At 45.4% G+C, this 18,533-nt stretch carries 20 protein-coding genes and 1 tRNA gene; 14 read left to right on the forward strand and 7 right to left on the reverse strand.

All coding sequences use genetic code 11. The features are described 5' to 3' along the window. Positions 1 to 8: 8 nt before the first annotated feature. Positions 9 to 920 carry a transporter gene (locus IC571_RS04675; protein WP_215317649.1) on the reverse strand — a complete coding sequence of 304 codons (912 nt, stop codon included), beginning with the start codon at positions 918 to 920 and terminating at the stop codon, positions 9 to 11. A 93-nt stretch (positions 921 to 1,013) separates the two neighbouring features. On the opposite strand from IC571_RS04675, the gene IC571_RS04680 reads away from it, so the two are divergent. The 3 genes from IC571_RS04680 to IC571_RS04690 all read left to right on the forward strand — a co-directional run bounded on the left by IC571_RS04680 (position 1,014) and on the right by IC571_RS04690 (position 3,903). Continuing rightward, positions 1,014 to 2,627 carry an anthranilate synthase component I family protein gene (locus IC571_RS04680; protein WP_215317650.1) on the forward strand — a complete coding sequence of 538 codons (1,614 nt, stop codon included), beginning with the start codon at positions 1,014 to 1,016 and terminating at the stop codon, positions 2,625 to 2,627. Then, positions 2,612 to 3,199 carry an aminodeoxychorismate/anthranilate synthase component II gene (locus IC571_RS04685; RefSeq protein ID WP_215317651.1) on the forward strand — a complete coding sequence of 196 codons (588 nt, stop codon included), beginning with the start codon at positions 2,612 to 2,614 and terminating at the stop codon, positions 3,197 to 3,199. The genes IC571_RS04680 and IC571_RS04685 overlap by 16 nt, the downstream gene beginning before the upstream one ends. A gap of 101 nt (positions 3,200 to 3,300) precedes the next feature. Beyond that, positions 3,301 to 3,903 (forward strand): flavodoxin family protein, encoded by a 603-nt coding sequence (locus IC571_RS04690; protein WP_215317652.1) that lies wholly within the window; start codon positions 3,301 to 3,303, stop codon positions 3,901 to 3,903. Here IC571_RS04690 and trpR read toward each other — a convergent pair. Both trpR and IC571_RS04700 read right to left on the reverse strand, forming a co-directional pair. Further along, a complete protein-coding gene (gene trpR / locus IC571_RS10535; RefSeq protein WP_215317653.1) occupies positions 3,858 to 4,154 on the reverse strand; it encodes a trp operon repressor in 297 nt (98 codons plus the stop codon). The two genes, IC571_RS04690 and trpR, sit on opposite strands and share 46 nt — an antisense overlap. 72 nt (positions 4,155 to 4,226) lie before the next feature. Next, positions 4,227 to 5,468, reverse strand: coding sequence for a CaiB/BaiF CoA-transferase family protein (locus IC571_RS04700; RefSeq protein WP_215317654.1), 1,242 nt, complete (start codon positions 5,466 to 5,468; stop codon positions 4,227 to 4,229). Between the two features lie 152 nt (positions 5,469 to 5,620). Between IC571_RS04700 and IC571_RS04705 the strand changes: the two genes are divergently transcribed. Together IC571_RS04705 and IC571_RS04710 are read left to right on the forward strand one after the other, a co-directional pair. Beyond that, positions 5,621 to 6,601, forward strand: a complete 981-nt coding sequence (locus tag IC571_RS04705; RefSeq protein ID WP_251373510.1) for a tripartite tricarboxylate transporter substrate binding protein — start codon at positions 5,621 to 5,623, stop codon at positions 6,599 to 6,601. A 5-nt stretch (positions 6,602 to 6,606) separates the two neighbouring features. Then, complete coding sequence (locus IC571_RS04710) at positions 6,607 to 7,410, forward strand: enoyl-CoA hydratase/isomerase family protein (RefSeq protein WP_215317655.1); 804 nt, start codon at positions 6,607 to 6,609, stop codon at positions 7,408 to 7,410. Positions 7,411 to 7,426: 16 nt separating this feature from the next. Here the strand turns inward: IC571_RS04710 and hemW are convergent, their stop codons facing one another. From hemW to rph, 3 genes are read right to left on the reverse strand one after another with little or no spacing between them, the layout of a single operon-like run. After that, complete coding sequence (hemW, locus tag IC571_RS04715) at positions 7,427 to 8,617, reverse strand: radical SAM family heme chaperone HemW (RefSeq protein ID WP_215317656.1); 1,191 nt, start codon at positions 8,615 to 8,617, stop codon at positions 7,427 to 7,429. After that, complete coding sequence (rdgB, locus tag IC571_RS04720; RefSeq protein WP_215317657.1) at positions 8,610 to 9,233, reverse strand: RdgB/HAM1 family non-canonical purine NTP pyrophosphatase; 624 nt, start codon at positions 9,231 to 9,233, stop codon at positions 8,610 to 8,612. Before rdgB ends, hemW begins: the two co-directional genes overlap by 8 nt. A 19-nt stretch (positions 9,234 to 9,252) precedes the next feature. After that, complete coding sequence (rph, locus tag IC571_RS04725; protein WP_215317658.1) at positions 9,253 to 9,993, reverse strand: ribonuclease PH; 741 nt, start codon at positions 9,991 to 9,993, stop codon at positions 9,253 to 9,255. 35 nt (positions 9,994 to 10,028) lie between these two features. On the opposite strand from rph, the gene IC571_RS04730 reads away from it, so the two are divergent. From IC571_RS04730 to IC571_RS04745, 4 genes are read left to right on the forward strand one after another with little or no spacing between them, the layout of a single operon-like run. Then, positions 10,029 to 10,973, forward strand: a complete 945-nt coding sequence (locus IC571_RS04730; RefSeq protein ID WP_215317659.1) for a YicC/YloC family endoribonuclease — start codon at positions 10,029 to 10,031, stop codon at positions 10,971 to 10,973. A gap of 11 nt (positions 10,974 to 10,984) precedes the next feature. After that, on the forward strand, positions 10,985 to 11,623 hold the full coding sequence (gene gmk / locus IC571_RS04735; RefSeq protein ID WP_215317660.1) for a guanylate kinase: 639 nt from the start codon (positions 10,985 to 10,987) through the stop codon (positions 11,621 to 11,623). Positions 11,624 to 11,667: 44 nt separating this feature from the next. Beyond that, positions 11,668 to 11,871: a DNA-directed RNA polymerase subunit omega gene (gene rpoZ, locus IC571_RS04740; RefSeq protein WP_215317661.1), complete on the forward strand. Its 204-nt coding sequence runs from the start codon at positions 11,668 to 11,670 to the stop codon at positions 11,869 to 11,871. Between the two features lie 15 nt (positions 11,872 to 11,886). Beyond that, a complete protein-coding gene (locus IC571_RS04745; RefSeq protein ID WP_215317662.1) occupies positions 11,887 to 14,289 on the forward strand; it encodes a bifunctional (p)ppGpp synthetase/guanosine-3',5'-bis(diphosphate) 3'-pyrophosphohydrolase in 2,403 nt (800 codons plus the stop codon). Positions 14,290 to 14,306: 17 nt separating this feature from the next. On the opposite strand, the gene greB is transcribed toward IC571_RS04745, so the two are convergent. Then, the gene (gene greB / locus IC571_RS04750; protein ID WP_215317663.1) at positions 14,307 to 14,807 is read right to left on the reverse strand and encodes a transcription elongation factor GreB; all 501 of its coding nucleotides are present in this window, start codon (positions 14,805 to 14,807) and stop codon (positions 14,307 to 14,309) included. Positions 14,808 to 14,825: 18 nt separating this feature from the next. On the opposite strand from greB, the gene IC571_RS04755 reads away from it, so the two are divergent. From IC571_RS04755 to IC571_RS04775, 5 genes are all read left to right on the forward strand, one after another. After that, a tRNA-Arg gene (locus IC571_RS04755) sits at positions 14,826 to 14,902 on the forward strand. An 88-nt stretch (positions 14,903 to 14,990) separates the two neighbouring features. Next, the gene (locus tag IC571_RS04760; protein WP_215317664.1) at positions 14,991 to 16,181 is read left to right on the forward strand and encodes an ABC transporter permease; all 1,191 of its coding nucleotides are present in this window, start codon (positions 14,991 to 14,993) and stop codon (positions 16,179 to 16,181) included. After that, a complete protein-coding gene (locus tag IC571_RS04765; RefSeq protein WP_215317665.1) occupies positions 16,181 to 16,975 on the forward strand; it encodes an ABC transporter ATP-binding protein in 795 nt (264 codons plus the stop codon). Before IC571_RS04760 ends, IC571_RS04765 begins: the two co-directional genes overlap by 1 nt. Continuing rightward, on the forward strand, positions 16,972 to 17,907 hold the full coding sequence (locus tag IC571_RS04770) for an MlaD family protein (RefSeq protein WP_215317666.1): 936 nt from the start codon (positions 16,972 to 16,974) through the stop codon (positions 17,905 to 17,907). The genes IC571_RS04765 and IC571_RS04770 overlap by 4 nt, the downstream gene beginning before the upstream one ends. Next, the gene (locus IC571_RS04775; RefSeq protein WP_215317667.1) at positions 17,904 to 18,530 is read left to right on the forward strand and encodes a membrane integrity-associated transporter subunit PqiC; all 627 of its coding nucleotides are present in this window, start codon (positions 17,904 to 17,906) and stop codon (positions 18,528 to 18,530) included. The genes IC571_RS04770 and IC571_RS04775 overlap by 4 nt, the downstream gene beginning before the upstream one ends. The last annotated feature ends 3 nt before the right edge of the window (positions 18,531 to 18,533 follow it).

The raw sequence follows: 18,533 nt of genomic DNA on the forward strand, positions 1-18,533 counted from the left end.
AGGTGTCGTTAAAAAGCGTAGTGGTAGCGCAGTGCCAAGAGCTCGGTTTGCATAAAGCCGTTTTTAATTTCCATGTCACGCCCGTACTGCACAGTGAAGCGCCCATAAGGTGTTCTAGCAACAGCACTCAGTAAATACCGCTGGGTATTGATCACATTGTTCAGGTAAACATTGTTAACCGACTGTGCGCCACCAGCCACATAGATATAGTTTGCGGCAACCGTAAAGATTTGGTTGATGTTGTAAATGGGGCCTACCTGAGTGGTGGTGAGGGGTTTTTGGTTTAAGGCTACATTGGTGGGGGATAAACAAGCTGCAGCACACTGACTATTACCACCATAGAACATGGTGTCTACTGCAATTGCGCCGTCAACTTTGCCAACAATGGGAGTCTGAAAACCCATCTGCACATCCGAGTAATAGCGGTTTTGTCCTAGGTTAAATGCTTGGCTACTTTTATAAGTGCCTGTTGGTAGACCAAGGTATGCGGCAAGTCCTAAGTAAGTGCGAGTTTCATGATTGGAATATGGCCAAAGAGCAGTGGCTAGCGCGGTATCACCAATTCCGGTGCTTGCTGGATAAGCGGCTAAGGAGCCTGCTTGCCAAGCGGTTCCATAAGGTAATTGAACATAGCTCACCCCGGGTAGTCCCGCTAGACTGTATGTGTGTGAGATGCGAGTAATGCCACTATTGGTATTGATGACAGGATTGCCGTAGGGGCTTTTAGATACCGCCGTTCCATTGCTGTAGTAAGTGGTGTTTTGGGTGCTGTAATAAGTGAGTGTTAGAGCGGTTATGTCTGGTGGCGGGGCAACAATGTCATTCGGTTGCAAGTCAATAGCAAAGGCGGCTTTATAGGTTAATAGCCATAAAGCTAATACTGTTGTAATGAGAAAAGGGCGTGAAATCGGTGCTCGCATTGGCTTACATTTTACAAGCTTGGAAGCAATCCCCTTTAAAAGTTATAAGAAATCGCACTGTGTAATAAGACGGACTGGATGCACGTCGTTCATTTGTCAGCACATTCAATTGATTTATCTGTAGATTCCTATGGGGCTCAATTTGCTTTCCTATTGAAGATGACAAATTGTCTGATTGAACAAAGCATGAAATTGATGTACAGTTGTATCGATACATCAATACATGAGATAGAAATGATTCGATTCAAAAGATCAAGCAAGATCGATGTGCGGGCTTCAACAAACGAAGTAAATTTAATGGAGAGCGTATATCCAATATATTTGGAGTTGCATAAACAATATCCAACTGAGAAGTTGCTCATATTAGAGTCCATGAATGCAAAGTCAGAGGCATCTAGGGTTTCCCTTATTGGAGTCAATCCTGTGCTGAACATCAGCGTCATTGATCTCAACGTGACTATTACTGCGAATCAGGAAATACAAAAGAAGGTAAAAATTCTTTACTCAAACGAGCCCTATATCGAGCTTGGTGTGGATGCAACATGTTTCCAATTGAAGAAAAGAGTGGATATTTGGAGCTTTTTAAGGAGATTGGATGAGCAATTTAAGCACGTAGATGGCGGGGTTATGGCTTTCACTGTGTTTTCATATAACACCATTCACTACATAGAGAATATTGAAAAATATGAAGCAGGTGATATTCCTGATATTCAGTTGATCTGTTATTCAAACGTTATTGAATTTTCTGAAAATGGCGTTATCCACTATGAGTATGGCTTTAACGGAGTTAGCCCAATTGATTTGTCATTTATTGAAGGTGAGCGCAAGCCCTCAATCTCTGTAATTCCTGATTTTGACGGAAATTTTTCTCTTCAGAGCGAAACTTCAAAATCATCCTATTTATTAAAAGCCAAAATTGCCATAGAGCATGTGCGCGTTGGAGATGTTTATCAGATTCAAATTGGTCACAAAATTGGTGTGTCAGCAGAGGTTGAGCCATTGGAGGTTTATGCAAGATTACGCGTGATGAATCCATCGCCATATATGTACTTCTTTGATTCTGGAAAATATAAAGTAATTGGGGCGAGTCCAGAATCATTTATCTATATGGACGATGAAATTCTGACCATTCGTCCAATCGCCGGCACTCTTGGTAAGTCGTCTTATGCAACAAAAGATGATGCCCGGCGTGAGTTTCAAGCGAATGCAAAAGAAATTGCTGAGCATCTTATGTTGGTTGATTTGTGTCGTAATGATCTATCCAGGGTTTCAGATCCAAATACGCTTAAAGTTAAGGAGCTCATGTCCGTTGAAGAGTACTCGCACGTATATCACCTCATATCAACAGTAAATGCATCCATTAATAATGATGTTGATAAATTCGATGTGATACAAGCCGCATTTCCAGCAGGTACTATGACTGGCACTCCAAAGATAAGGGCTATTGAGCTGATTTCTGAATTAGAGGATAGTTCTCGTGGCTTATATGCAGGATCACTCGGCATGATGGCGTTGGGCGGAAGTTATATAAATACCGCTCTTTGTATTAGGACGGCAATCGAACGCAACGGAGTTTATTCCTTGCGGGCTTCAGCCGGAATAGTGGCAGATTCAAAGATAGAAAGCGAATATTTAGAAACATTGCATAAGATGGCCTCCGTCTTCAAAGCTATTACTAATAAGGAGATTACATGCCACATCGCATAATTGTTGTAGATGCGTATGATAGTTTTGTGCATATTTTGGTCGGGTATCTTCAGATCCTAGGTTGTACTGTTGATATTTATCGACGAGATGACGAGAATTTATTCAAGGTTATTTCTGAGTCAGCAGGCGACATGCTTCTGCTTGGTCCTGGCCCAGGTCATCCAGTAGATTCTGGTTACAGCAAGCTGCTGGAGCTAAATGTTGGTCATATGCCTGTATTGGGGGTGTGTTTAGGTCATCAAGCAATAGCTCTTCATTACGGCTGCAAAATAGACTACGCAAAACATTTAATGCATGGAAAAACCAGTCGCATTACCCATGATCGCAAAGGTTGTTTTCAGAATTTACCAAATCATTTTTCTGTTATGCGGTATCACTCTATTGTGGTATCGGATGAAAGTTTATCTTCCGACATTTCAGTTTCAGCAAGGTCTGATGATGATTCTTACATTATGGGAATAAGACACAAGCTATTAAAGACGGAAGGTATCCAATTTCACCCAGAAAGCATTGGAACCTCACAAGGGATCGAAATTCTCAAAAACTTCATAAAGACATATGTAGAGCATTAGCTGGCGCTAGAGTAATGCATTAGTTGTTTTTATATTTCAATATCGATTATTTGTTGGTTCGATATTGCCATCCAATCTGATTCATTTGGTAGGGTTAGTTTATGAAAGTTTGTGTATTGGTTGGTTCTTCTCGAAAAAATGGTTTAAGCAATCAAATTTGTGGTTTATTGCAAGACCAATTTAAAAGTAAGGGGTTGTTTGGTATTTTTGTGCATTTGGCGGATAAGCGAATTGAGTTTTGTGATGCAGACAATCGATGCCAGTATTCGCCGTGCGGAGTTGGGGATGATTTGCCCATTATTTTGGAAGATATGTTGTCCGCAGACGGAATAATTTATATGCCAGTCATGCATGCCTTTGGAGTGAATAGTAAATTTCAGGCATTTTTAGAGCGTGTGGGATATGGGTATTTACGACCTCTTGATCGACCACTCAAGGATAAGATAGCCGCGATTATTGTAGTCGGCAGAAGGTATGGTCATACGGCCGTCTATTCGCAAATCATGCTTAATATCATGCTGAACAAAATGATTATGGCTGGTTCAGGTTTTCCGGCGCTCTTTTTGGGGATGCTTGGTAAGGCTAACGAGGACTATGAAGCTCTCGAGGCATTGGGGCAAACCGTTGATAGAATGCAAGATATATATAACCGACTTAATTATTTATCTGCTAGATCAGCCCAAGGAAATTTTGATTTCCAGTAGTTTTTTGAATTTCCCTTACGAAGATTCGATGCACCCCTAGTTACTTTGGAGATGCTGACATTGAGGATTTTTGCGCATTCTCTTTGAGGTGTGTTCGTGCATGCTAGATTTTGATAAATACGAATTCGATCAAGTAAATCATCAATCTCTGCGTGCGTTAATATTTGTTTTAAAAAGTAGTCCATTTCGCTAGGCTGATTAATGCTGCAGAGAATCTCGATAAGTGCATTTTTTGCCTTAAACCGATTCATGGGACCACCTTTCTAAATTAACATTTTTAGAAGTTTATTTGATTCTTCTTTTATTTGGCTAATTAGACGAGATTAAGCGTTAAAAGCGCCACCAGCTTCCAATGCTTTGAGTTCATCACCGGCAATGCCTAACTCAGCCAGTAACTCCGCATTGTGTTCACCCAGCAGTGGCGGATGTTTACGAACTTGTTGTGGTGTGCCCATCATCTTGACTGCAAATCCAATATTAGGAACTTTGCCTTCAATGGGATGATCAATCTCCATGCGCATCTTGCGATGCTTGCCGTGTTCGCTATCAAATGCTTCTGGATAAGTATTAATGGGGCCCGCAGGGATGCCTTCAGCGAGTAATTCATCCACCCATTGAGATGCGGGTTTCGTAACAAAAGTTTTCTCCAGCTCCACGGCAAGTTCATTGCGATTGGCTAGGCGCAGTGGATTAGTTTTAAACCTATCATCTTCAAAGAGCTCTGGTCTACCAATCTTGTCACATAAAAGCTTCCATAGTTTTTGATTGGTAGCGCCCATGACAAAGTGGCCATCGGCAGCTTTCATGGCTTGATAGGGGGCGCTCATATGATTGGCAGTGCCGAGCTTATAGGGCTCAACACCAGTGCCCCAATACTGCGCTGTATCCCAGATCGAGAATGCTAATGCGGAATCAAATAAGGAGGCATCAATAAATTGACCTTCACCCGTTTTGGTTTTTCCAATATAAGCAGACAAAATGCCATACACAGCAAAGAGTGCGCAACCAATATCAGCAACAGGAACACCAGCTTTTACTGGTGGGCCATCAGGATAACCCGTCACACTCATGACGCCGGACATAGCTTGTGCCATCAAATCAAAACCAGGCCGATCTGCCCATGGACCGCTTTGACCAAATCCAGAAATGCTTGCGTACACCAAACCAGGGTTGATCTTTTGCAATGAAGGGTAATCGATACCCAGTTTTTTCATGACACCGGGACGATAGTTCTCAACCAAGATGTCAGCCGTTTTCACAAGCTCAAAAAATACTTTTTTACCCGCTTCTGTTTTGAGGTTCAAGGTCAGACTGCGCTTGTTGCGATTCATGTTCAAAAAGCCCATGCTGTCAGAGCCCTTCATCTTGAATCCCATCGCGCCACGTGTTTGATCACCAGTGCCCGGTGGCTCAATCTTGATGACATCAGCCCCTAAGTCGGCAAGCAGCATGCAGCAGTAAGGGCCGGCCATTACCTGACTCACGTCAAGTACGCGCACTCCAGCTAAAGGAAGGGGGTGGCTAGGGCCTGAGCTAGACCCTTGCGCAGATATAGGGGAATTCATGGATGTCTCGTTATTTTTTATGTATAGAATGAGGTCAATAGTAGCAAACACTACAAAAGCACTATAAAAACGCAACACTAAAGAAGCACTACAAGAATCTTGGAGACCGTATTTTGAACAATTCCTTACTAAATTTAATAACTAAATCTGTTTTGAGCAAAGCCCTTGCATCACGTGCATTGCTGGCTTTTGCCATGCTTGCTTGTGCCAATGTTGGTTTTGCACAATCTGCTTACCCAACAAAACCCATTCGCTTAGTTGTGGGTTTTGCACCAGGTGGCGGTACTGATATTGTGGCTAGAGCGATTGCCCCCAAGATGGGCGAGATTCTGGGTCAAAGCGTTATTGTGGAAAACAAGTCTGGCGCGGCGGGCACGATTGCTGCAGATCAAATCGCTAAATCTGCACCTGATGGCTACACCTTATTAGTAGGGCACTCCAATTCCAATGCGATTGCGCCTTATGTCCTTACCAATGTTCCTTACAACCCAGCAACGGATTTCACACCCATTACTTACTTGGGATACGTACCTAATGTGCTAGTAGTTAAAGCATCATTACCAGTCAATTCAGTTTCACAATTGATTGCTTTGGCAAAAGCCAATCCCGGCCAAATGACTTATGGATCATCAGGTATTGGCAGTACACAGCATTTAGCCGGCGCTTTGTTTGCCAAGATTGCCGGCATTCAACTCAATCACGTTCCATACAAAGGTAGCGGTCAGGCGATTATCGATTTACTCGGTGGTCAAATCACCATGAACTTTGATACCTTGCCACCGAACTTGCAGCAAATTAAAGATGGCAGCTTAAAAGCCTTGGCGATTTCAACACCAAAGCGTTTATCGATATTGCCAAATGTCCCTACATTTAATGAAGTCGGTATCATAGGCTTTGATGTGACCAATTGGTACTCTGTGATGGGTCCTAAAGGCATGGATCCTGCAGTGGTCAATAAGATTGACCAAGCAGTAAAGACAGCCATGGCTGACCCGCAGATTAAGAAGACGCTAGATTCTCAAGGATTGCAGCCGGAAGGCCCAGCAACACCGGCAGCATTTGGTTTATTTCTCAATGCAGAGTTGCTCAAATATCAACGCTTAGTCAAAAGCTTAAACATTAAAGCTGAGTAAGTTTGATGTCATCAGATGGGCAAGGAGGTACTGAACGCGTAGCACAAGTCACTCTTGAGTTACGCGACCAGTTTGCTTACATTACTTTTGATCATGTCGCCGCTCGCAATGCAATGACGGTTGGCATGTATCAAAGTCTGAAAACGATTTGCCAGGACATTGCAAATAATCTGAGTATTCGGGTGGCCATATTGCGCGGTGCTGGCGGCAAGTCTTTTGTCTCTGGTAGCGATATTGCGCAATTTGCCAGCTTTAATAGCGGTCAGGATGGTGTACGTTATGAAGAGGGTATTGATGACTACCTAAGTCCTTTAGCCTTATTGCCTATACCAACCATTGCAGTGATTGATGGCATGGCTGTTGGTGGTGGTTTGGCCATTACGAGCTGTTGCGACTTTCGTATTTCAACACCAGACGCCAAGTTTGGCGTGCCGATTGCCAGAACCTTGGGTAATTGTTTATCTGCAGGCAATATCGCTTGGCTAGTTGCGCACCTAGGTATCAATATTGTGAAGCGGATGTTACTTCTCGCTGAACTGATATCTGCAGAGCAATTACTAAGGCAAGGCTATCTCTTAGCTACCTATGAGCAAGCAGATCTTGCTAAAGAAGCGGATGCACTAGCAAAAAAACTTTCTGTATTGGCGCCGATTACTCAAAAATCGAGCAAGCTCACATTGGCCAGATTACTGCGCAATCAATTGCCTGACTGTGCAGATTTGATTTCTGAAACGTATGGCAGTGCAGATTTTAAAAACGGTGTGGCCTCATTCCTAAAAGGTGAGCCACCGACTTGGACTGGTAAGTAAGCCAGCAGCTATTAGTTCAGTCTAAAAACAGCTCTTGAAGATTATTAAGGTAGCGTAGACCTAATTCGGTTGCTTTGAGCTTGCTGGGGTTCTGATCTAGCAGGCCTTTCTTGCTAGCCTGCTCAAGCCCTTTGCTAATCACGCTCAGTGGTAAACCAGTGCGCTCGCTAAAGGTATGGGTCTCAACCCCGTCTGTTAAACGCAAGGCATTGAGCATAAATTCAAAAGGAAGGTCTTTGGGTTTAATCACTTTGGACTCGATGAGTGCATTTCCTTTGTTTTCCATGGCAGACATATAGGCCTCTGGATGACGCTCTCGTACTTGCCTTGTAATGCGATCTGGAAATGAAATCTTGCCATGCGCGCCGGCACCGATGCCGATGTAATCACCAAAGCGCCAGTAATTGAGATTATGTTTGCACTCTTGATTCTTCTTGGCATACGCTGAAACTTCATAGCGTGTGTAGCCTGTCTTTGTGAGTAAGTCTAAGTTCTGTTCAAAAATCCCATCAACAACATCATCAGAAGGTAGCTTTGGTGGGATGTTAGCAAAGTAAGTATTGGGTTCTAAAGTCAGGTTGTAAAACGAGAGATGGGGTGTGCCAAATGAGAGGGCAGTTTGCACATCTGCTTTGGCATCTTCAAGGCTTTGATTAGGAAGTCCGTACATTAAATCCAGATTGACGGATTTAAAGTGCTCTAGCGCAATCGCGATAGCTCGTTTAGCCTCAGCTCCATTATGAATACGCCCTAATGCCTGGAGCTTTTCATCATCAAAGCTTTGTACGCCAATCGAAACTCGGTTGATTCCGCATTTTGCAAATGCGGCAAACTTTTCTGCTTCGATAGAGCCAGGATTGGCTTCCATCGTGATCTCGGCATCGGGTTCTAAATTCACTCGTGCCCGAATGGCACAGAGTAACTCATCCATGCCTTCGGGCGATAACAAGCTGGGGGTGCCACCGCCAATAAAAATACTGTGCACTTGTCGTCCCCAAACATTTGGTAGCTCAGTTTCTAAATCAGCAATGAGAGCGTTGATGTAACGCCTCTCATCAAAACCCGATTGATTGATACCATCCGTTTTAATTTGATGTGAATTAAAGTCGCAGTAAGGACATTTCTTTTCACACCAAGGGAAGTGTATGTACAGCGCTAATGGCGGAAGTGCTGTCAGGCTAACAGCCTGACTTTGTAAATTAGACACCTGAGGTTTTCAATTCCTTACGAGACTGTTTGCGAGATTCTAGCTGGGCGATGAGCTCACGTAATGCTTGACCGCGGTGACTAATGGCATTTTTCTGTTCGGGTTCTAGCTCGGCGGCAGTTAAGCCTAATTCTGGCAAGAGGAAATGTGGGTCATAGCCAAAACCATTGGAACCCTTAGCTTCGTCAATAAAAGTGCCATACCAACGTGTTTGTACAATCAAGGGCTCTGGATCTTTTGCGCTATTCACAAATACTAAAGCGCAAACATAATGTGCGCCGCGATTGGTTTTGCCTGATAGTTCATCAATGAGCTTTTGATTGTTTGCTGCATCATTCGCCGGTTCGCCGGCATAGCGAGCTGATAAAACTCCTGGCGCACCATTTAATGCATGTGCGCAAATGCCAGAGTCATCAGCAAGCGCAGGTAAGCCGCTAGCTGCACTTGCATGCCTTGCTTTTGCTAAGGCATTTTCAACAAAAGTGTGATGCGGTTCTTCTGCAGATGGAATACCCAGCGCGCCTTGAGGTATCACTTCAAACTGCAAAGGCGCAAGTAAAGCAGCAAACTCGCGTACCTTACCTGCATTATTAGAAGCAAGAACCAACTTTTGCATTGAGTATGCTCTTAGGAGATTATTTCAGTGACTGAATTTGCAGCTTCGTGAGCTCATGAATACCTTGTTCTGCCAGGTCTAGCAGGGCGGTGAGCTCGCATCTAGAGAAGGCCGCGCCTTCAGCGGTGCCTTGCACTTCAATCATGCCACCTTTACCAGTCATGACGACATTCATATCGGTATCACAAGCAGAGTCTTCAGGGTAATCCAAATCCAACACTGGCACGCCTTGATAAATGCCTACCGAAATAGCGGCAACACTATCGATGATGGGATCTTGCGTTAAGCTGCCATCTTTGAGTAATTGATTAACGGCATCGCGAGCGGCAACATAAGCACCCGTAATCGATGCAGTGCGTGTACCGCCGTCCGCTTGCAACACATCGCAATCTAAGTGAATGGTGCGCTCACCTAAGATTTTGAGATCAAAGACGCTACGCATTGCGCGACCAATCAGTCGTTGAATTTCTTGAGTGCGGCCAGATTGTTTGCCGCGGGCTGCTTCACGATCGCTGCGAGTATGGGTGGAGCGGGGGAGCATGCCGTACTCGGCGGTGACCCAGCCTTCGCCAGAGCCACGCTTATGTGGGGGCACTTTATCGAGGATGCTGGCAGTGCAGAGTACCTTGGTATCGCCAAAGGCAATCAGAACGGAACCCTCGGCATGCTTAGTAAAGCTGCGAGAGATCGTCACAGGACGTAAGTCTTTGGGTTTGCGACCGCTAGGGCGGGCAATATTAGATACGGTGGAGCTGCTCATAACGGGTTCCTAAATAAAGAATCTACAATGTCCATATGATATCGAGCATGACTGGTTATGGCAGCGCTTCTCGCCAAGTCTCCTTAGGGACTGGGGTGGTGGCTGATCTGCAGGTGGAGTGCCGGGCTGTAAATAGCCGGTTTTTGGACTTAGGTTTTCGTCTTCAAGATGAATGCCGTGCTGCGGAGCCAGCCCTGCGTGAACTGACGACCCAAAGCCTTTCTCGAGGCAAAGTAGAGTTTCGGGCAGCATGGCGCATCAATAACAATAGCTCTAATGCTGGATCCGGTTCCCCTAAAACCGATACCCATGCTCTGGGAGCAATCAGCAAAGACCGCCTTGATGCCCTTTACACACTACAAGAGCGTGCCCAAGATATTTTTCCCAAAGCTAGAGAGCTGAGCATTGGCGAGATCTTGCGTTGGCCTGGCATTGTTGCTGAGCCTCGTGGTGAAGAAGAAGGTTGGATTACTGCAACCGTAGAAGCAGGGCGAGCTGCATTAGATGCATTGATGAATAGTCGTCAAGCAGAAGGTAAGGCCTTGGTAACAGTGCTCACCAATATCACCACCAAGATGGATGGAATTATTGCCAGCATTGAACCTAAGGTGCCTGGCTATGTTACGCAGTATCAAGAAAAACTGACAGAACGATTAGCTGAATCTTTGGCTGGCCAAGAGCTGGGTAAAGGCATTGGCGCAGAGCTGATGGATCGCATTCGTCAGGAAGTCGTTCTGTATGCAGTGCGGATTGACGTAGCTGAAGAGTTCGCTCGTCTTAAGACCCACTTAAATACTGTGCGAACAGCATTGGCTGGTAAGGGCCCTGTAGGCAAGCGCTTGGACTTCCTGATGCAAGAACTGAACCGTGAAGCCAATACCCTGAGCTCTAAGTCGGTCTCTGAAGAGTGTACGCAAGCTGCTCTTGAGCTTAAGCTTCTGATTGAGCAAATGCGTGAACAGGTTCAGAATCTAGAGTAATTTATCAATATATGACCACTTCAAACTCGACACCTTCTTATCAAGGCAGCATGTTGATGATTGTTGCACCATCGGGTGCAGGTAAATCTTCTTTGGTGAACGCCTTATTAAACGAAGATCCTGCGCTGAAGTTATCTTTATCAACCACTACACGAGCACCAAGGCCTGGTGAAGTCGATGGCAAGGATTATCGTTTTGCCTCTCAAGAAGCATTTATTGCGGAACGCGATCAAGGGCATTTTTTAGAGTGGGCGCAGGTGCATGGTCATTTTTATGGCACATCTAAACCGTGGATCGAATCACAGATGCAAGCCGGTAATGATGTGATGCTGGAGATTGATTGGCAGGGCGCCCAACAAATTCGTAAGCTGATACCGTCGGTGCAGTGGATCTTTATTTTTCCGCCCTCGATTGAGGCTTTAGAAGAGCGATTGCGTAAGCGGGGACAGGATGACGAGGAAACCATTGAACGCCGTTTGGCTGCCGCTCATGTAGAGCTCATGCATGCCCATGAGGCAGACTACATCGTGGTCAATGATTCCTTTGAGCAGGCGCTAGTGGACTTGAAGCATATTCTGGCCTCCAGCCGCCTGCGTTCTGGACCATCTATGGCCCGTAATCCAGCCCTTTTACGGCGTCTAGGGGTCTAATCGGGTATCCTATCGGTATTGAAGCTAATTTAAGTGAGTTCAGCATGGCCCGTATTACTGTAGAAGATTGCCTTAAAACTATCCCTAATCGTTTTGAACTAGTCTTGTCTGCGACTTATCGCGCACGTCAATTGGTTCAGGGTCACACTCCACGAGTTGAGTCCAGAGATAAAGCTACGGTAGTTGCATTGCGCGAAGTAGCTGCAGGTGTGACTGACCGTGACATGCTGACCAAAGTACCTTTGTAATTTAGGAGTTCCGGTGTGGAGCTCCCGCTAGAAACAGGACCATCTGGTTCTAAAAACACATCGGAATTTGTAGGCAGTTCTTCGCCTAAAGAGCAAAGCAGTTTGCTCGAATCAGAATCGCTCGATTCTGCAAAATCATCAAGCTTAAAAGCAAATAAGAAATCCATTATTGCGAGCCTGCTCGCACAATCAAGTCGCCACCTCTTTGGTCCGACTTCAGCCCCTGATCGTCCTTTAAAGCACCAAGTCGTCTCAATAGATGGCTTGCTCTCTAAGCTTTCTTATTTGAAGCCTGAGGAAGTTGCGCAGATTAAAAAAGCCTTTCAGTTTGCCGATGCAGCCCATCTAGGGCAATACCGTCATAGTGGCGAGCCTTACATTACGCATCCGGTTGCTGTTGCAGAGCTCTGCGCTACCTGGCGACTAGATGCGCCATCCATCATGGCAGCGCTCCTGCATGATGTGATTGAAGATACGGGTAGCACCAAAGCGGATTTAGTTGAAAAGTTTGGCACCAAGGTTGCTGAACTGGTTGAAGGTTTAACTAAGCTTGATAAGTTGGAGTTTCAAAGTCATGCTGAAGCGCAAGCAGAGAGCTTTCGCAAAATGTTCATGGCGATGGCGCGCGATGTACGTGTGATATTGGTCAAGCTTGCTGACCGTACCCACAATATGCGTACCTTAGACGCGGTGCCGATGGCTAAGCGCCGCAGAGTAGCTACCGAAACCATTGAAATCTATGCCCCCGTTGCGCACCGTCTTGGTCTTAACGTTATTTATCGTGATTTACAGGATTTGAGTTTCCGTTATTCCATGCCCATGCGTTTTCGGGTCATTGAAGGGGCGGTGAAGCGGGCGCGTGGCAATCGCAAAGAAATGGTCGAGAAGATTTTGCAGGCCTCGCGTATGGCTTTTGCAAAAGCCAATCTTCAAGTTGATTTGCGTGGTCGTGAAAAAACGCTTTACAGCATCTATAACAAGATGCGTACCAAGCATGTGAGTTTCTCGCAGGTCTTAGATGTGTATGCCTTTAGGGTAACAGTCAGCTCAATTGATGAATGCTATCGTGCATTGGGCATATTGCATTCTCTGTATAAGCCGATGCCAGGCAAGTTTAAGGATTACATCGCCATTCCGAAGTTAAACGGCTATCAGTCTTTACATACCACCTTATTGGGTCCCTCAGGAGTGCCGGTGGAGTTCCAGATCCGGACATCGGATATGCATGCTGTGGCTGAAGCCGGTGTAGCAGCGCACTGGGCTTACAAAGAAGGTACGCCTGATATGAGTGAGGTGCAAAACCGTGCGCACCAATGGTTACAGTCTTTGATTGATATTCAGGATAGTAGTGGCGATTCTCAAGAGTTCTTAGAGCACGTCAAGATCGACTTGTTCCCTGACGCTGTGTATGTGTTTACACCGGCTGGCCAAATTCGTGCTCTGCCAAGAGGCGCTACCGCCTTAGATTTTGCCTATTCCATTCATAGTGATTTAGGTAATACTTGCGTTGCAGTCAAGATCAATGGTTTGCAATTACCCTTACGCAGTGAACTCAAAAATGGTGACATTATTGAAGTCGTTACCTCTGCTAACTCACAACCCAATCCTGGTTGGCTTGCATTTGTACGAACCGGTAAAGCCAGGGCATCGATTCGCCATTCACTAAAGACCAAACATTATTCAGAATCCTTGCAGTTGGGTGAGCGTCTCTTGGCTAATAGCCTGCGCCAACAAGGTGTTGATGCCGCACTCATTACTCCAGAGATTTGGGAGAAGTTAATGCATTGGACCGGAGATAAAACCCGTGAAGAGGCTTGCGTCAATATTGCTTTGGGGCGTCGTTCACCTCAAGAGCTGGCTATACGTCTAAAGATTTTGATTGATGACGAAGGCGGCGCAGAACAAATGCGACTAGGCGCAGCCGATTGGGTTAACCCAAGCCAGGATATCCAACAGCACCAGCGCCAAGCCATCTTGGTAGATGGGCGTGAAGGTAACTCTATTCATTTTCAGTCCTGTTGTCACCCCATACCTGGTGACAACATTATTGGTTACCTGGGTAAGGGCGAAGGTTTACAAGTTCACACTAATGATTGCCCGGTAGCCTTGCGCATGCTTTCAAAAGATAGCGATAAGTGGATCGAGGTAGAGTGGGGCAAAGACCTCAATCGCGAATTTGAAGTGGATCTAGCGATTGATACCAGACAAGGTAAAGGTGTCTTGGCACGTGTTGCAAGTAGCGTGACCGCCGCAGACTCGAACATTATGAATGTGTCGATGGACGATCGCTTTAAAGAAGATTCAGTCACCATTCGCTTTACGATTCAAGTCTTTGATCGTTTGCATCTCTCCAAAGTCATGCGCAGCTTAAGAGCAAATCCTGATGTGATGCGAGTTACTCGTACCCGTGCACTGTAAATATCTATATTCAGAATTTACCGGTACTGTACATCTAGTATTTCAATTTCAGTGGGGCCTGTTGGTGTTTGAATGGTGACGCAATCGCCCAGTCTGGATTTAATCAGTGCTTTGGCTATAGGTGAAACCCAGCTGACACGGTTCTTTTCAAGATCCACTTCATCAACCCCAACAATCGTGATCTCCGTTTCTTTTTCGGCATCGTTGCCTTCTAGCGGGGAGTAGGTGACCGTTGCGCCAAAAAAGATCTGCTCGGCATCGGCTTCGCCTGATTTTCGGGCAGAATTGTCGACCACTACGGCAACTTCGAGACGTTTATTCAGAAATCGAATCCGTCGATCGATCTCCCGTAGGCGCTTTTTTCCGTAGATGTAGTCCCCGTTTTCTGACCGGTCGCCATTGCTGGCAGCCCAGTGCACCACCTTGACAACCTCGGGTCTATCAAGGTTTAGGAGCTGTAAGAGCTCGGCTTTAATCCGCTCGTGACCAGCGGGGGTGATGTAGTTCTTCTCTTCCATGGCATAATTATGGCTGTTGCGGCTGTAGCTCAGCTGGATAGAGTACTTGGCTACGAACCAAGGGGTCGTGGGTTCAATTCCTGCCAGCCGCACCACCTTATATAGGGCCTAGTTAAAAACTGGGCCCTTTTCATTTTTAGAGCATTTAACGAAGGTTTCTTGCCGATACCTTATAGTTCATTTATGAGCGTTTCTGACACAATTTCTGCGGTTTCTCAGTCTTCTGCAAGCCCCATAGCAATTTGGTCGCAGATAGACGCTAACCATGTCAAAGTTGTGCTGAGTGGTGTCGTCAGTGTCTATACCTTAGGTGGAGTCTGGACGCAGATCTGTGATTCACAAAGTGCATGGCTGGCTACTATTCAAAAAGCAAATATTGCTAAGGCTACTCTTACATTCGATGCTACTGCTGTTACTTCCTTGGATGGTGCTGGGATTGCATTTTTAATTGGGGTGGAAGAAGCTCAGAATAAAGCCGGGGCTCAATTTGAGTTGCAAGGTTTAAATAGTCGCTATCAACCCTTGCTACAAGAGTTTGATCCCATCAGCAATTTATTTCCTGTTCCAGCTGCAAAACCCAAGCGCAGTTTTTTTGTTAGCACCGGTATGGCTATGCAAAACCTGATCGATGATCTGATTGGGTTGGTTACCTTTGCAGGACATCTAGCTTCTGATTTATTTTGGTCTATACGAAACATTACCAAGGTGCGTTGGGGCGATTTTGTAAATGCTGCGGTAGAAGCCGGAATTGCAGCGCTGCCAATTGTGGGATTAGTAGCATTCCTCATTGGCGTGATCTTGTCTTTCCAAGCAGCCATTGGCATGAAACAGTTTGGCGCCGTTTCTTTCGTGGGGCCTCTGGCAGCCCTTGGAATTGTCCGCGAAATGGGGCCATTAATCACCGCTATTTTGCTGGCTGGCCGATCTTCTGCGGCATTTGCGGCTGAGATTGGCACGATGACGGTGAATAGCGAAGTAGACGCCCTTGTTTCTGGCGGATTGAGCCCGATGCGCTTTTTAGTTGTGCCAAGAGTGCTTGCTGGAATATTGGTGGCGCCCGTACTGACGTTATACGCGGATATTGTGAGCATCATCGCCTCAATGTGCACAATGCAAATATACGGTATTCCTTTCGTCAATTTCTATAACGGCATGTTGAGCGCCGTAGATGTAGAAGATATTTTTTCAGGTTTAGTGAAGGCAACTATGTTTGGTGTGGTTGTCTCTGCAATGGGCTGTTTAAGAGGTATGCAAACTGGAACAGGCGCCGCCGCAGTAGGTATCTCTGCAACTCGTGCGGTAGTGAGCAGTATTGTGATGATTGTGTTGGTTGACGGCATTTTTGCGGTCATTTCCTATAAGACGGGTTTCTGATGAATACGCCGGTAGCCAATCTCAATGCCGTCTCTAGTCCATATGCAATTGATGTGCAAAACCTGACTGTGGGTTATGGCTCGAATGTGTTGATGAAAGATCTCAATTTCACGGTAAACAACGGTGATATCTTTGTTATCTTGGGAGGGTCGGGTTGCGGAAAATCCAGTCTTCTTAAAAATCTCTTTGGTTTGTATCAGCCCTTATCAGGCGATGTTCTGATTGAGGGACAAAACATCACTAAGGCGCAAGGATCGGATCGCCAAAAGATCATGACGAGTTTTGGGGTGATGTATCAACAGGGGGCATTATTCGGGTCCATGAATCTATTGGACAACGTCACCTTATTTATGCAGGAATACACCCAGTTGACGCAAGATCAAATGAATTTGCTGGCACGTTGCAAACTCGACCTTGTTGGATTGCTTCCTTATGAGTCGTATATGCCTAGCGAGATTAGCGGCGGTATGCAAAAGCGTGCAGCCATTGCTAGGGCGATGGCTCTTGATCCCAAAATCTTATTTTTAGATGAACCTTCTGCCGGCCTAGACCCGATTACGTCGGCAGATCTAGATCAGACCATCATGGATTTGTCTAAAAATTTAGGCATCACCTTTGTAATTGTGTCGCATGAGCTAGCTAGTATCTATGCGATTGCCGATAAGGTCATTATGTTGGATAAGGGCGCCAAAGGCATTATTGCTGAAGGTGATCCCAAGGTATTGCGCGATACCAGCACCGATCCTCGCGTACATCAATTCTTTAATCGCATTACGACTAAGGACGCAGCATGAGTAATAACTCAAATCCTAACTATTTCCGTCTCGGCGCATTTGTTATTGCCGCAATTGCTGTATTGATTTCGGTAATCTTGATTTTCGGTTCCGGGCAATTATTTAAAAAGTCCTTTTATGTCGAGACCTACATCAAACAATCCGTCACTGGTTTAGATGTTGGCGCTGCCGTGCGCTTTCGGGGCGTCAAGATTGGGCAAGTAAGTTTTATTGGTTTAACAGGGGATATGTACGAAAAAGACATACCCTATAACGATCGTCGCCAATATGTGGTTGTGAGAATGCAGGTTTTTGGAGAGAATGTCGACGTCAATCAAATTCAGGATTTTGTCAAAAAAGGATTGCGTGCTCGTGTTAAATCCATGGGTATCACTGGAGTGAACTACGTTGAGTTCGATTTTTTACCTAAGACTGCTAGCGAGAATTCAGAGCTGCCTTATAGTTGGAAGCCGGAGTATCCCGTAATCCCTGCGCTTCCAAATCAAGCGGATGAAATCATCTCTGGAATTCAAAAGCTCATTGACGGCATGAACCAACTCAATATTGACGGCACTCAGCAAAAGTTTGATCAACTAATGGGCAACCTCAATACTTTGATGGCGGGTGATGGTAAGAATAATCAAGGCCTGATTAATTCTGTCAAAGACTTGAATGTTATTTTGGAGCGGATTGCTAAAGTGACAGATAAAGATGAGCTCAATGTCTTAATGCGCGAATTGGTTGGTGCAGTGGTTGCCTTACGTCAAACCATTACAGCGATGCAGGGCGATACACAATTGACCATTGAAAATCTGAAGCAAACCAGCGAGCAACTCAATGAGTTTTCGCGTATTGCCAGCCAGTCACCAGCAAGCTTGATTTGGGGTGAGCCGCCACCCCGCATCACACCGCCAATGAATGGTGCTCAGACTCAATCAGGAGCAGCGAAATGATCAAATACCTATTTGCTGGCATCTTTGTTGCCATTCTGACTGCGTGCTCTTTACCTACTCGTGCGCCTGTAACCCCAACCAGTTGGTTGGTTGCGCCGCAACGGACTGCTGCACCACTAAAGCAGCAGAGTGTGTACTGGTTAAAAATTGGGTCCGTCAATGTTGCACCTCCGTTTGACGGTAAGTCTTTGGTGTATCGCATTGGTGATCAACGTTATGAGAGAGACTTTTATAACGTTTACTCGAACATTCCTTCGGAGATGATTGGCAATGCTGAGCGGGAATGGATTAACAAGACGAATATCTTTGCGGCGACCGTAGGTCAAAATAATAGTTTCTTTCCCTATTACACATTGCAAGCTACGGTCAATGAGTTTTACGGTGACTATCGAGTGAAGCCAGAGGCGGTTGTCAGTGTAGAGTTTTTCTTAACTACAACTAATGATGGAAAAACGAATCCCTTGCTCGGCTCTAATCGTTACACCAGGCGCATTGCATTGAAAGACAATACACCTCAAGCTTTAGTCCTAGGTCAACAACAGGCTTTGGCTGAGATCTTTAAAGAGTATGAGTCTGCGCTGAACCAATATGCAGGCAATTTACCTAAACCTTTAGGAATGTAGGAA

Source organism: Polynucleobacter sp. MWH-UH2A (genome assembly GCF_018687195.1).
GTDB lineage: Bacteria > Pseudomonadota > Gammaproteobacteria > Burkholderiales > Burkholderiaceae > Polynucleobacter.

Bases quoted from the DNA above. Each gene is read 5' to 3' on its own strand.
- trpR (WP_215317653.1), bottom strand. From the start codon at position 4,154: ATGAATCGGTTTAAGGCAAAAAATGCACTTATCGAGATTCTCTGCAGC.
- rpoZ (WP_215317661.1), top strand. From the start codon at position 11,668: ATGGCCCGTATTACTGTAGAAGATTGCCTTAAAACTATCCCTAATCGT.
- IC571_RS04685 (WP_215317651.1), top strand. From the start codon at position 2,612: ATGCCACATCGCATAATTGTTGTAGATGCGTATGATAGTTTTGTGCAT.
- IC571_RS04760 (WP_215317664.1), top strand. From the start codon at position 14,991: ATGAGCGTTTCTGACACAATTTCTGCGGTTTCTCAGTCTTCTGCAAGC.
- IC571_RS04675 (WP_215317649.1), bottom strand. From the start codon at position 920: ATGCGAGCACCGATTTCACGCCCTTTTCTCATTACAACAGTATTAGCT.
- rdgB (WP_215317657.1), bottom strand. From the start codon at position 9,233: ATGCAAAAGTTGGTTCTTGCTTCTAATAATGCAGGTAAGGTACGCGAG.
- greB (WP_215317663.1), bottom strand. From the start codon at position 14,807: ATGGAAGAGAAGAACTACATCACCCCCGCTGGTCACGAGCGGATTAAA.
- IC571_RS04765 (WP_215317665.1), top strand. From the start codon at position 16,181: ATGAATACGCCGGTAGCCAATCTCAATGCCGTCTCTAGTCCATATGCA.
- IC571_RS04730 (WP_215317659.1), top strand. From the start codon at position 10,029: ATGATATCGAGCATGACTGGTTATGGCAGCGCTTCTCGCCAAGTCTCC.
- IC571_RS04775 (WP_215317667.1), top strand. From the start codon at position 17,904: ATGATCAAATACCTATTTGCTGGCATCTTTGTTGCCATTCTGACTGCG.
- IC571_RS04690 (WP_215317652.1), top strand. From the start codon at position 3,301: ATGAAAGTTTGTGTATTGGTTGGTTCTTCTCGAAAAAATGGTTTAAGC.
- IC571_RS04770 (WP_215317666.1), top strand. From the start codon at position 16,972: ATGAGTAATAACTCAAATCCTAACTATTTCCGTCTCGGCGCATTTGTT.
- IC571_RS04710 (WP_215317655.1), top strand. From the start codon at position 6,607: ATGTCATCAGATGGGCAAGGAGGTACTGAACGCGTAGCACAAGTCACT.
- rph (WP_215317658.1), bottom strand. From the start codon at position 9,993: ATGAGCAGCTCCACCGTATCTAATATTGCCCGCCCTAGCGGTCGCAAA.
- gmk (WP_215317660.1), top strand. From the start codon at position 10,985: ATGACCACTTCAAACTCGACACCTTCTTATCAAGGCAGCATGTTGATG.
- IC571_RS04700 (WP_215317654.1), bottom strand. From the start codon at position 5,468: ATGAATTCCCCTATATCTGCGCAAGGGTCTAGCTCAGGCCCTAGCCAC.